This is a genomic window from Pectobacterium quasiaquaticum, assembly GCF_014946775.2.
Classification (GTDB): Bacteria; Pseudomonadota; Gammaproteobacteria; order Enterobacterales; family Enterobacteriaceae; genus Pectobacterium; species Pectobacterium aquaticum.
In genome coordinates, this window is record NZ_CP065177.1 from 3,111,310 (window position 1) to 3,124,319 (window position 13,010).

General features: G+C 51.3%; 11 protein-coding genes. 10 read left to right on the forward strand and 1 reads right to left on the reverse strand.

Going from position 1 to position 13,010, the window contains the following annotated elements; all coding sequences use genetic code 11:
• Window positions 1-93: 93 nt before the first annotated feature.
• The 9 genes from miaB (at window position 94) to IG609_RS14305 (ending at window position 9,584) form a co-directional block, all read left to right on the forward strand.
• On the forward strand, window positions 94-1,518 hold the full coding sequence (gene miaB, locus IG609_RS14265) for a tRNA (N6-isopentenyl adenosine(37)-C2)-methylthiotransferase MiaB (protein ID WP_039466670.1): 1,425 nt from the start codon (window positions 94-96) through the stop codon (window positions 1,516-1,518).
• A 257-nt stretch (window positions 1,519-1,775) separates the two neighbouring features.
• Window positions 1,776-2,834, forward strand: a complete 1,059-nt coding sequence (locus IG609_RS14270) for a PhoH family protein (protein WP_193400112.1) — start codon at window positions 1,776-1,778, stop codon at window positions 2,832-2,834.
• Window positions 2,831-3,310, forward strand: coding sequence for an rRNA maturation RNase YbeY (ybeY, locus tag IG609_RS14275; protein WP_193397485.1), 480 nt, complete (start codon window positions 2,831-2,833; stop codon window positions 3,308-3,310). The genes IG609_RS14270 and ybeY overlap by 4 nt, the downstream gene beginning before the upstream one ends.
• A gap of 128 nt (window positions 3,311-3,438) precedes the next feature.
• Window positions 3,439-4,317 carry a CNNM family magnesium/cobalt transport protein CorC gene (gene corC / locus IG609_RS14280; protein ID WP_039301990.1) on the forward strand — a complete coding sequence of 293 codons (879 nt, stop codon included), beginning with the start codon at window positions 3,439-3,441 and terminating at the stop codon, window positions 4,315-4,317.
• A gap of 7 nt (window positions 4,318-4,324) precedes the next feature.
• Complete coding sequence (lnt, locus tag IG609_RS14285) at window positions 4,325-5,854, forward strand: apolipoprotein N-acyltransferase (protein WP_193397603.1); 1,530 nt, start codon at window positions 4,325-4,327, stop codon at window positions 5,852-5,854.
• 451 nt (window positions 5,855-6,305) lie between these two features.
• Window positions 6,306-7,202 carry an amino acid ABC transporter substrate-binding protein gene (locus tag IG609_RS14290; protein ID WP_102116690.1) on the forward strand — a complete coding sequence of 299 codons (897 nt, stop codon included), beginning with the start codon at window positions 6,306-6,308 and terminating at the stop codon, window positions 7,200-7,202.
• A 238-nt stretch (window positions 7,203-7,440) separates the two neighbouring features.
• Entirely contained in the window at window positions 7,441-8,181 is a 741-nt protein-coding gene (locus IG609_RS14295) for an amino acid ABC transporter permease (protein ID WP_010285409.1), read from the forward strand.
• Window positions 8,182-8,184: 3 nt separating this feature from the next.
• Window positions 8,185-8,859: a glutamate/aspartate ABC transporter permease GltK gene (gltK, locus tag IG609_RS14300; protein WP_116163021.1), complete on the forward strand. Its 675-nt coding sequence runs from the start codon at window positions 8,185-8,187 to the stop codon at window positions 8,857-8,859.
• Window positions 8,859-9,584 carry an amino acid ABC transporter ATP-binding protein gene (locus IG609_RS14305; protein WP_193397486.1) on the forward strand — a complete coding sequence of 242 codons (726 nt, stop codon included), beginning with the start codon at window positions 8,859-8,861 and terminating at the stop codon, window positions 9,582-9,584. Before gltK ends, IG609_RS14305 begins: the two co-directional genes overlap by 1 nt.
• Window positions 9,585-9,632: 48 nt before the next feature.
• On the opposite strand, the gene IG609_RS14310 is transcribed toward IG609_RS14305, so the two are convergent.
• A complete protein-coding gene (locus IG609_RS14310) occupies window positions 9,633-10,115 on the reverse strand; it encodes a zinc ribbon-containing protein (RefSeq protein WP_193397487.1) in 483 nt (160 codons plus the stop codon).
• A gap of 310 nt (window positions 10,116-10,425) precedes the next feature.
• Here IG609_RS14310 and leuS point away from each other — a divergent pair, with 310 nt between their 5' ends.
• A complete protein-coding gene (gene leuS / locus IG609_RS14315; protein WP_193397488.1) occupies window positions 10,426-13,008 on the forward strand; it encodes a leucine--tRNA ligase in 2,583 nt (860 codons plus the stop codon).
• Window positions 13,009-13,010 lie beyond the last annotated feature (2 nt).

Consider the following 13,010-nt stretch of genomic DNA (forward strand, 5'->3'; position numbering starts at 1 on the left):
TTCCGGCGCTGGTCACAACGTCGGCGAGCGATTACAATACCAACCCCAAATGAGGGGGAATCTTTCTTATCCGCACTGAGTAATGGTAAGTCGATGACAAAAAAACTGCATATTAAAACCTGGGGCTGTCAGATGAATGAGTACGATTCATCGAAGATGGCTGATTTACTGGGAAGTACGCACGGCTATGAGCTGACTGAAATCGCTGAAGAAGCCGATGTCCTGCTGCTCAATACCTGTTCGATCCGTGAAAAGGCGCAGGAAAAGGTCTTCCATCAACTTGGCCGTTGGAAAACGCTGAAAGATCTCAATCCTAACCTGATTATTGGTGTTGGTGGCTGCGTGGCCTCACAGGAAGGCGCGCATATTCGTGAACGTGCGCACTACGTTGACGTTATTTTTGGCCCGCAAACCTTGCACCGCCTGCCGGAAATGATTAATCACGTACAGGGCACCCGTAGCCCTATAGTGGATATCAGTTTCCCTGAAATCGAAAAATTCGACCGCCTGCCAGAGCCACGAGCCGAAGGGCCAACCGCTTTCGTCTCCATCATGGAAGGCTGCAATAAATATTGCACATTCTGCGTGGTGCCTTATACCCGCGGCGAAGAAGTCAGCCGCCCGTGCGATGATGTGTTGTTCGAAATCGCTCAACTGGCCGCGCAGGGCGTGCGTGAAGTCAACCTTCTTGGGCAGAATGTCAACGCCTATCGCGGCGAAACCTATGACGGTGAAATCTGCACCTTTGCTGAGTTGCTGCGCCTGGTCGCGGCTATTGACGGGATCGACCGCGTCCGCTTTACCACCAGCCATCCGATTGAATTTACAGACGATATTATCAGCGTCTATGAAGATACGCCGGAACTGGTCAGCTTCCTGCATTTGCCAGTACAAAGCGGTTCCGACCGCGTGCTGACGATGATGAAACGCCGCCATACCGCGCTGGAATACAAAGCGATCATCCGTAAACTGCACAACGCACGTCCGGGCATTCTGATCAGTTCTGACTTTATCGTCGGTTTCCCTGGCGAAACGCAGGCTGACTTTGAACAGACGATGAAGCTGATTACCGATGTGAATTTCGATATGAGCTATAGCTTTGTCTATTCCGCCCGTCCCGGAACACCGGCCGCAGATATGGTCGATGATGTGCCAGAAGAAGAGAAAAAACAGCGTCTATACCTTCTGCAAGAGCGCATCACCCAGCAGGCCATGCGATTTAGCCGCCTCATGTTGGGCACCGTCCAGCGTATTCTGGTTGAAGGCACCTCACGTAAGAGCGTGATGGAGCTGTCTGGCCGTACGGAAAACAACCGCGTCGTCAACTTTGAAGGCACGCCAGATATGATTGGTAAATTCGTCGATGTGGAAATCGTTGATGTTTATACCAACTCGCTGCGCGGCATCGTGGTGCGCACCGAAGATCAAATGGATCTGCGCGTACATGAATCACCGTCTTCCGTGATTGCGCGTACCCGCAAAGAGAACGAGATCGGCGTCGGGTTCTATCAGCCGTAACCGATGTACGTTTCAGTCTCAGCGTGATTGATGGGTGGCTCTGCCACCCATTTTTTATGGCAGGCTATCCGCTTCAATTTCATGCCGCTTACATTTGCTTTTGCGAGGCGGCATCCCAATATCATGATTGTGACTTGCACCATCGGGCATTCACGATGAATAATTCACTCATAGGGCGGACACATCAGGCCGTCTGACAACTGTTCACTTTGTGCGGGCAGGATGGAGCCAGCACAGTAACGCTCAAGAGGAATAATTTGAACGTAACGACAAAAGAAATTGCCCTTGAACCTGCGGATAACCAACGCCTGCTCAGCCTTTGCGGTCCATTTGATGACAATATTAAACAGTTAGAGCGTCGTTTAGGCATCGAGATCAATCGCCGCGATAACCAATTTAAGCTGGTCGGTAAAAACCTGCTCACGCAAGCTGCCGCCGATATCCTGCAACGTCTGTATGTCGATACGGCCCCGGTACGTGGCGTCATCGGTGATATCGATCCTGAGCAAATCCACCTAGCGATTAAAGAATCTCGCGTACTGGAGCAGTCTGCGGAACACGTTCCTGACTATGGCAAAGTGGTCAACATCCGCACCAAACGCGGCGTGATCAAACCGCGCACGCCGAATCAGGCGCAGTATGTCGCCAATATCCTCGATCACGACATCACATTTGGTGTTGGCCCTGCGGGAACGGGTAAAACCTACTTAGCTGTCGCTGCCGCCGTAGATGCGTTGGAGCGCCAGGATATTCGCCGTATTCTGTTAACGCGCCCAGCCGTCGAAGCGGGTGAAAAACTGGGTTTCCTGCCGGGCGATCTGAGCCAGAAAGTCGATCCTTATTTACGCCCACTTTATGATGCCCTGTTTGAAATGCTGGGCTTTGAGCGCGTAGAGAAGCTTATCGAACGCAACGTCATTGAAGTCGCGCCACTGGCTTACATGCGTGGACGAACACTGAACGATGCCTTTATCATTCTGGATGAAAGCCAGAACACTACCATCGAACAGATGAAAATGTTCCTGACACGCATCGGGTTCAACTCAAAAGCGGTCATCACTGGTGACGTCACGCAGATCGACTTGCCGAAGAATCTGAAATCCGGCTTACGCCACGCGATAGAAGTACTGGCCGATGTGGAAGAGATCAGCTTTAACTTTTTCAACAGCGAAGACGTGGTGCGCCATCCGGTGGTCGCGCGGATTGTGAATGCCTATGAAGCGTGGGAAAATGCCGAACAGAAACGTAAAGACGCCTTAGCAGAACAGCGTAAGCGTGAAGCACAGGCTGCGGCATCAGATCAGGAGCAAAAATGAGTCAGGTGATTCTGGATTTACAAATCGCCAGCGAGCAAGCACAAGGGCTACCGGAAGAAAAAGACTTTCAGCGCTGGCTGGAAGGCGTTCTGCCACAGTTTCAGGATGTCGCTGAAGTCACGATCCGTATCGTGGATGAGGCAGAGAGCCGCGACCTGAATAACACCTATCGCGGTAAAGACAAGCCGACCAACGTGCTATCGTTTCCTTTTGAGGCACCGCCTGAAGTCGAGCTTCCTTTGCTTGGCGATTTAATCATCTGCCGTCAGGTTGTCGAGCGTGAAGCTGCAGAGCAGGAAAAAACCGTAGAAGAGCACTGGGCGCACATGGTTGTCCATGGTAGCCTGCATCTGCTAGGGTACGACCATATCGAAGACAGTGAAGCCGAAGAAATGGAAGCGCTGGAAACCGAGATTATGCAGGGCATGGGCTATGCCGATCCTTACCTTGCAGAAAAAGATGGCCTCACCGAATAAATAGAAATACATTTTGTATAGCCCGAGATCGGGAAGATATCGGGTACTAATCTGCTCCACGTCAGCCGCTGTGTCGATTCCAACGGCTGGCAATAATCCCTTAACAAGAGTGATGTTAATTAAAACGCATGAGCGACGACCATTCTCAAAACAGCGATGCACCCAGTCCCAAAAAGGGCTTCTTTTCTCTTATTCTTAATCAGCTTTTTCACGGCGAGCCAAAAGATCGTAACGGTTTACTCACTCTGATTCGTGATTCCGAACAGAATGAACTGATCGATCCTGAAACACGAGATATGCTCGAAGGCGTCATGGATATCGCCGACCAGCGTGTACGCGACATCATGATCCCTCGCTCGCAGATGATTACGCTCAAGCGCGATCAAACGCTGGAAGAGTGTCTGGACGTGATTATCGAATCCGCCCATTCTCGTTTCCCCGTGATTAGCGAAGATAAAGACCATATTGAAGGCATCCTGATGGCGAAGGATTTGCTGCCGTTTATGCGCAGCGATTCCGAGCCCTTCAGTATGGATAAAGTTCTGCGTTCAGCCGTGGTTGTGCCGGAAAGTAAACGCGTTGATAGGATGCTGAATGAGTTCCGCTCGCTGCGTTATCACATGGCGATTGTCATCGATGAGTTTGGTGGCGTATCCGGCCTGGTCACGATTGAAGATATTCTTGAGCTGATTGTCGGCGAAATTGAAGACGAATACGACGATGAAGAAGACAGAGATATTCGTCAGCTTAATCGCCAGACTTACACCGTTCGTGCGTTAACCGATATCGAAGATTTTAACGAGGCTTTCGGTACACGGTTCAGCGATGACGAGGTCGACACTATTGGTGGCTTGGTTATGCAGTCTTTCGGCCATCTTCCTGCCCGTGGCGAAACCATCAACATAGAAGGTTACCTGTTTAAAGTTGCGATGGCGGACAGCCGCCGTATTATTCAGGTTCATGTCAGAATCCCTGACAATGCCCCTCAACCAAAATTGGAAGAATAATTTGGCAATGGTTGTCGCTTCTTTTCTACAACGCCAGCAGGTCAAAGCCCTGCTGGCGCTCTTATTTGGTGCCAGTGGCACGCTGGCATTTTCTCCCTTTGATTTCTGGCCTGCGGCGATTATCTCGCTCATGGGTTTACAGGCACTGACGCTCAACCGTACGAGTCGTCAGTCAGCCTCGATAGGGTTTTGCTGGGGACTGGGTCTGTTCGGCAGCGGCGTTAACTGGGTTTACGTCAGCATCGCGCAGTTTGGCGGAATGCCGGGCGCTGTCAATGTTGCGCTGGTCGTTCTGCTCGCCGCCTATTTGTCGCTCTACCCTCTGCTGTTTTCTGCCCTACTCTCACGCTTGTGGCCGAAAACAACACTGTGGCGTCTGGCGCTTGCCGCTCCTGTGCTCTGGCAGTTAACCGAATTTTTGCGCGGCTGGGTGCTCACCGGTTTTCCTTGGCTGCAATTCGGCTACAGCCAAATTGACGGACCGCTGAAAGGCATCGCGCCTATTCTGGGTATCGACACCATTACCTTCCTATTGATGAGCCTAAGCGGGCTACTCGTTTATGCCATCAATCAACGAAAAATCGCACCAGCAGCCATTGCCATCGGCGTTTTCGTTTTATTATGGCCGCTGCGCAACGTGCAGTGGTACACCCTGCAACCTGAACGCGCCGTCAATGTCGCGCTGGTACAGGGTAACATCCCTCAGGCCATGAAGTGGGAACAAGATGAGCTGTTGAACACGCTGAAAATCTATCTGGATAACAGCCTGCCCTATATGGACAAGGCCCCTATCGTTATCTGGCCAGAAACGGCGATTCCTGATATTGAAAGCCGTCAGGGTGCCTATTTAAAGCAAATTGACGACATTCTGCATAGCCGTAATAGCAGCCTGATTACGGGTATTGTCGATATCCGACGTGAGGGTAATAAAACCGATTTTTATAACTCAGTGATCGTTTTGGGTGACAAAGATCCGTATCACTACCCCACAACGAACCGTTACAACAAAAACCATCTGGTACCTTTTGGCGAGTTTGTCCCGCTGGAAACGTTGTTACGCCCGCTGGCACCCTTCTTCGATCTCCCGATGTCGTCGTTTAGCCGTGGAGACTATGTTCAGCCCCAGCTTTCCGTTCATGGTTTCAAGCTTAATGCCGCCATTTGTTATGAAATCATCTTAGGCCAGCAGTTGCGTGATAACTTCCGGCCAGACACCGATATGCTGCTGACCATCTCGAACGATGCCTGGTTTGGTCATTCAATCGGCCCATGGCAACACTTCCAGATGGCCCGCATGCGCGCACTGGAATTAGGCCGCCCTCTGGTTCGTAGCACCAATAACGGCGTCACCGCGGTGATTACGCCAGATGGCGAAGTCACCGCCAGTCTGCCGCAGTTTACGCGTGCGGTGCTAAGCACGCAGGTCGTGCCAGCAACGGGGATAACACCTTATGCGCGCTTCGGTTCCTGGCCGCTCTGGATCATTACGTTACTGGGCGGTGGCGCTGCCGCTTTCTTCGGTTTGCGTCGCCGATAGTTGTCCCCTCCTCACATCCCTAAAGGCATGCTTTTGCATGTCTTTTTTATTTATGGCACGGTATTTGCCTCTTATTACCCTGTAAAGGGTTGTTTCTGTATTTTTTTGGATATTACGTCGGCGTAAAGCGCTCTATTGGGGCAAGTGACGCACCAAATCGGTGCCACCCTGTGACATTGCTACCATTTGGTGCGGCGGATATCGCAAAAAACAAACATTCCTATTTCAATCTATTTACAATCAGCTACTTTTTAACTGTATAGACAGTAACTTCGCGCTTTAACGGTGCAGCGTTATCACTGAGAAGTAGCAAAGTATTATGAGTGATGCAGCGATCCGCTGTTTACCTTGAAGACAATGTTAACTTGAAGATAACGGGCACATTAACCATACGGTTATTAATGACAGCGCTATCACTATTGCACTGTAACGACAGCAAAGGAGTTAGAACATGCAAATGCGTAAACTGGCATTATCACTGCTTCTGCTTGGCACCGCCGCCAGCGTAGCTCAGGCTGAAGATCTAGCCGGTACATTGAAAAAGGTCAAAGATAATGGCGTGATCGTCATTGGACACCGCGAATCGTCCGTGCCTTTCTCTTACTATGACAACACGCAAAAAGTGGTCGGCTACTCTCAAGCCTACTCAGACAAAATTGTCGAAGCGGTTAAGAAAAAACTGGATGCGCCTAACCTGCAGGTCAAGCTACTCCCTATCACCTCTCAGAATCGTATCCCGCTGTTGCAGAACGGTACCTTTGATTTTGAATGTGGTTCAACGACTAACAACCTGGAACGTCAGAAACAAGCCGCGTTCTCTAACACCATTTTCGTGGTCGGTACACGTCTGTTAACCAAAAAAGATTCCGGCGTAAAAGACTTCCCAGATCTGGCGGGTAAAACCGTCGTCGTGACTTCCGGTACGACCTCTGAAGTTCTGCTGAACAAGCTGAATGAAGAAAAACAGCTGAAAATGCGCATCATCAGTGCGAAAGACCACGGCGACTCCTTCCGTACGCTGGAAAGCGGTCGTGCGGTTGCCTTTATGATGGATGATGCGTTGCTGGCGGGTGAACGTGCGAAAGCGAAAAGCGCCGATCAGTGGGATATCGTCGGCAAAGCGCAGTCTGAAGAAGCCTACGGCTGTATGCTGCGTAAAGATGACCCACAATTCAAGAAACTGGTTGATGACACCATCGCTGAAGTTCAGACCTCCGGTGAAGCTGAAAAGTGGTTCGATCGCTGGTTCAAACAACCGATCCCACCAAAAGATCTTAACCTGAACTTTGCACTGTCAGACGAAATGAAAGCGCTGTTCAAAGCGCCAAATGACAAAGCACTAAACTAATTAATAATGAGAATAAGGGCAGAGCTATCTGCCCTCTGATTGCTGATTCGTGGCAGGACAGACAGGCATGTGATGGTCGTTCCCCATCACATGTTGCCCCGAGAAATTTCGATAAACAGGAAAATAAACAATACGTCTGTAGTTTGAAACAGACGCCTGTAGTTTGAAAAAGAACGGGATATGGCCGCTCATCAATCTTCAGGGTAGCTTCGCTACCCTTTTTTTACCGGAGTTCGTTATGTCAATAGATTGGAACTGGGGCATATTTTTACAAGCCGCCCCCTTCGGCAACACAACCTACCTCGGGTGGATTTTGTCCGGCCTGCAAGTCACCGTCACATTATCTATCTGTGCCTGGATTATCGCTTTTCTTATTGGTTCTTTATTTGGAATCCTGCGTACCGTCCCAAATCGTTTTCTTGCGGGTATTGGCACCTGCTACGTCGAACTATTTCGCAACGTTCCACTGATTGTCCAGTTTTTTACTTGGTATCTGGTGGTTCCCGAGCTGCTTCCCGTCAACATCGGAATGTGGTTTAAAGCCGAGCTAGACCCGAATATTCAATTCTTCCTGTCATCGATGATTTGCCTGGGGCTCTTCACCGCAGCGCGCGTTTGTGAGCAGGTGCGTGCGGGGATTCAGTCTTTACCACGCGGACAAAAAGCCGCAGGTCTGGCAATGGGCCTGACGCTGCCGCAAACCTATCGCTATGTATTACTGCCGAATGCGTACCGCGTGATTGTTCCGCCGCTGACGTCAGAGATGCTGAATCTGGTAAAAAACTCGGCTATCGCGTCCACAATTGGTCTGGTGGATATGGCGGCACAGGCAGGGAAACTGCTGGACTACTCCGCCCACGCGTATGAATCCTTTACCGCTATCACGCTGGCGTACGTTGGCATCAATGCCATCATTATGTTGATTATGCAGGTCGTTGAGCGAAAAACCCGTTTGCCGGGCAATATGGGGAGCAAATAAATCATGCATGAATTTGACTGGAGCTCAATTGGGCCAAGCATGCCGTACCTGATTCAGGGGATGGTCGTCACACTCAAAATTACGCTGACAGCGGTGGTATTCGGGATTGTCTGGGGCACAATTCTGGCGGTGATGCGCCTGTCGCCGATAAAGGCCGTTAGTTGGTTTGCCAAACTGTATGTGAACCTGTTCCGCTCCGTTCCACTTGTCATGGTGCTGCTGTGGTTCTATCTGGTGGTTCCTAGCTTATTACAAAATGTACTTGGGCTATCGCCGAAAACCGATATTCGACTGATTTCAGCTATGGTAGCCTTCTCGCTGTTCGAAGCAGCCTATTATTCGGAAATCATTCGTGCGGGTATTCTCAGTGTGTCACGCGGTCAATCCTCCGCAGCGCTAGCATTAGGCATGACGCACTGGCAATCCATGAAGCTGGTTATTCTGCCGCAGGCATTCCGCGCCATGGTGCCATTGCTGCTGACGCAGGGGATTGTTCTGTTCCAGGATACCTCACTGGTTTACGTGCTCAGCCTCGCTGATTTCTTCCGTACCGCCTCAACCATCGGCGAGCGTGACGGAACACAAGTTGAAATGATCCTGTTTGCCGGGTTCATTTATTTTCTCTTCAGCATTACTGCCTCAATGCTGGTCAGTTACCTGAAAAAAAGGACGGTTTGATGATTTCCCTGAAAAATGTTTCTAAATGGTACGGCCAATTTCAGGTGCTAGCCGACTGCTCCACAGAAGTAAAAAAAGGTGAAGTCGTGGTCGTCTGCGGGCCTTCTGGCTCTGGTAAATCAACCCTGATCAAAACCGTAAACGGTCTGGAACCGATCCAACAAGGTGAAATTACCGTCAATGGCATTGCCGTTAACGATAAGAAAACCAATTTGGCTCAGTTGCGTTCCAAAGTCGGGATGGTGTTCCAACACTTTGAACTTTTCCCGCATTTATCAATTATCGAGAACCTGACGCTGGCGCAGGTGAAAGTGCTGAAACGTAAGCGTGAAGACGCCAAAACTAAAGCGCAGAAGCTGTTGGAACGCGTTGGGCTGGCGGCGCACGCCAACAAATACCCAGGGCAGCTTTCCGGCGGTCAGCAACAGCGTGTCGCCATCGCCCGCGCGCTGTGCATGGATCCTATCGCGATGCTATTTGACGAGCCAACATCCGCGCTTGACCCAGAGATGATCAACGAAGTGCTGGACGTCATGGTTGAATTGGCGCAGGAAGGCATGACCATGATGGTCGTCACCCATGAAATGGGCTTTGCCCGTAAAGTAGCACACCGCGTGATCTTTATGGATGAGGGTAAAATCGTTGAAGACACCCGCAAGGATGATTTCTTCAATAACCCACAGTCCGAACGCGCGAAAGACTTCCTGGCGAAAATCCTGCATTAATAATCAGATACAGCGTGCCGCAAGGCACGCTTATTTCCCCCCAACAGCCTACGGCTGAAACGGCTGACGGTGGAACAGGTCATGCGAGCATTTCGGGCAGAGTGGTAAAACCTCCGGCGTGTAGAATGCAATATGATGATGGCAGTTCTCACACACCAAGTTACCTAGCCCCACCACTTCACCGCTATGATACACCCCGTGATGATTCACATCTTTGAAGATCTCACGCCACTCTAGCTGCGTTTTATCCGTAATATCCGCCAGCTCCTGCCACAGGCTTTCCTTGATGACTCGCATAAACACGCTGTCAGTAAACTCATCCTGACTTTCGTTATAGCTGCGGGCAAATTCTTCCAGATCGCGCTGAACAGCCTGAATCACCTGCTCGATTTCTTTCTGCGTCAGTTCCGAGCTTTCCTGCAAGGTTTTGCGGGCGCTCTGCACCAGACTGTCGAGATCGCGTTCACCAGTGTTCAGCCGGGCCGTCACTGAAGCCATTAACTCGCGGTAATAGCGGGCTAGTTTATTCATGCTTCCTCCTGAATTAAGCGGGTTGAAAGGTGATAAAGCACGCATATTCGCCGTCTGGCACACTGAGCCAAAAACCGATACATTGCCTATCTCTCTCTATTTTAGATTATTTTTTCGGTACGCCTGATAAATTGTCGCCAATTTGCGCAACGCCTCGCAGTATGTCGCTCACCGATCAGAAATATTCCTCAGTCGGACGCTGGGTGTTGTTGCCCGCGCCGCTTACGGCTATGCTATGCGGATCTTTTGTTATGAATCAGAACAGGCTACTCACGTAGCGATTCTTCACTAAACAGGACCCCTGGCAGCCATGCAAGAGCAATACCGCCCAGAAGAGATAGAAGCGGACGTCCAGCTTCACTGGCAAGAGAAGCAGACATTTAAAGTCACCGAACAGCCCGGCAAGGAAAAATACTATTGCCTTTCCATGCTGCCTTACCCTTCTGGCCGACTACATATGGGCCACGTCCGTAATTACACCATCGGCGACGTGATCTCCCGTTATCAGCGCATGCTGGGCAAAAACGTTCTGCAACCGATCGGTTGGGATGCCTTTGGTCTACCGGCAGAAGGCGCAGCGGTTAAAAACAACACCGCGCCAGCCCCCTGGACCTACGCCAATATCGACTACATGAAAAACCAGCTCAAACTGCTGGGCTTTGGCTATGACTGGGATCGTGAAGTCGCGACCTGCAAACCAGACTACTACCGCTGGGAACAGTGGTTCTTCACCAAGCTGTACGAGAAAGGTCTGGTTTATAAAAAAACCTCCGCCGTTAACTGGTGCCCGAACGACCAGACCGTACTGGCGAACGAACAGGTTATCGACGGCTGCTGCTGGCGTTGTGACACCAAAGTCGAACGCAAAGAAATTCCACAGTGGTTTATCAAAATCACCGCTTACGCAGACCAACTGCTGAACGATCTGGATACGCTGGAAAGCTGGCCTGAGCAGGTCAAAACCATGCAGCGTAACTGGATCGGCCGTTCTGAAGGTGTGGAAATCACCTTTGACGTGGCAGACAGCGATGAGAAACTGACCGTTTACACCACGCGCCCGGATACGTTCATGGGCGTGACCTACGTTGCCGTTGCCGCTGGTCACCCTCTCGCTGCGCAGGCTGCCGCAACCAACCCAGCACTGGCCGATTTCATTGCAGAATGCCGTAATACCAAAGTTGCCGAAGCCGATATGGCGACGATGGAGAAAAAAGGCATGGCCACTGGCCTGTATGCGATTCACCCGCTGAACGGTGAGAAAGTCGCTATCTGGGTCGCCAACTTCGTCCTGATGGAATACGGTACGGGCGCAGTGATGGCCGTTCCGGGCCACGACCAGCGCGACTGGGAATTTGCCACCAAATACGATCTGTCCATCAAGCCAGTTATTCTGAATGCCGACGGCAGCGAGCCCGATCTGTCCGCTCAGGCGATGACGGAAAAAGGCAACCTGTTCAACTCTGGTGAGTTTGACGGTCTCGATTTCGAAGCCGGGTTCAACGCCATTGCCGATAAGCTGGTAGAAAAAGGCATCGGCGAGCGTAAAGTCAACTATCGCCTGCGCGACTGGGGTGTCTCCCGTCAGCGCTACTGGGGCGCACCAATCCCAATGGTGACGCTGGAAGACGGTACTGTTATACCGACACCAGAAGATCAGTTGCCGGTGATCCTGCCGGAAGATGTCGTGATGGATGGCATCACCAGCCCGCTGAAATCTAACCCGGAATGGGCGAAGACAACCGTTAACGGCCAGCCAGCGCTGCGTGAAACCGACACGTTCGACACCTTTATGGAGTCGTCTTGGTACTACGCGCGCTATACCTGCCCGCAGTACGATCAGGGAATGCTGGATCCGGCTGCCGCCAACTACTGGCTGCCCGTTGACCAATACGTTGGCGGTATCGAACACGCCATCATGCACCTGATGTATTTCCGCTTCTTCCACAAACTGATGCGCGACGCCGGTCTGGTTACCTCTGATGAACCTGCCAAACGCCTGCTGTGTCAGGGCATGGTGCTGGCCGATGCCTTCTATTATCTCGGTAATAACGGCGAGCGCATCTGGGTTTCTCCGACCGACGTGACCGTTGAGCGTGATGAGAAAGGACGCATCGTCAAAGCCGTCGATAACGAAGGCCGTGACGTGGTTTACGCGGGCATGAGCAAAATGTCGAAGTCTAAAAACAACGGCATAGACCCGCAGGTCATGGTAGAGAAATACGGTGCAGATACCGTTCGTCTGTTCATGATGTTTGCTTCTCCGGCAGAAATGACGCTGGAATGGCAGGAATCCGGCGTAGAGGGCGCAAACCGCTTCCTTAAACGCGTCTGGAGACAAGCATTCGAGCATACCGAGAAAGGTGCGGTAACGGCTCTGGATATCGCTACACTGACGGAAGATCAGAAATCACTGCGCCGCGATCTGCACAAAACGATTGCTAAAGTGACCGATGATATCGGCCGTCGCCAGACCTTCAACACCGCGATCGCTGCCATCATGGAGCTGATGAACAAGCTGGCGAAAGCGCCGCAGGACAGCGATCAGGATCGCGCACTGACGCAGGAAACGCTGCTGGCCGTCGTTCGTATGCTGTATCCGTTCACGCCGCACGTTTGCTTCACGCTGTGGCAGGCGCTGCAAGGTGAAGGCGACGTTGATACTGCGCCGTGGCCGGTTGCAGATGAGAACGCGATGGTTGAAGATTCCAAGCTGGTCGTTGTTCAAGTTAACGGTAAAGTACGTGGTAAAATCACCGTTGCCGCTGACGCAAGCGAAGAACAGGTGCGCGAACGCGCTGCACAGGAACCGCTGGTCGCGAAATATCTGGACGGCGTCACGGTTCGTAAAGTGATTTATGTCCCTGGCAAACTGCTTAACCTGGTTGTGGGTTAAGG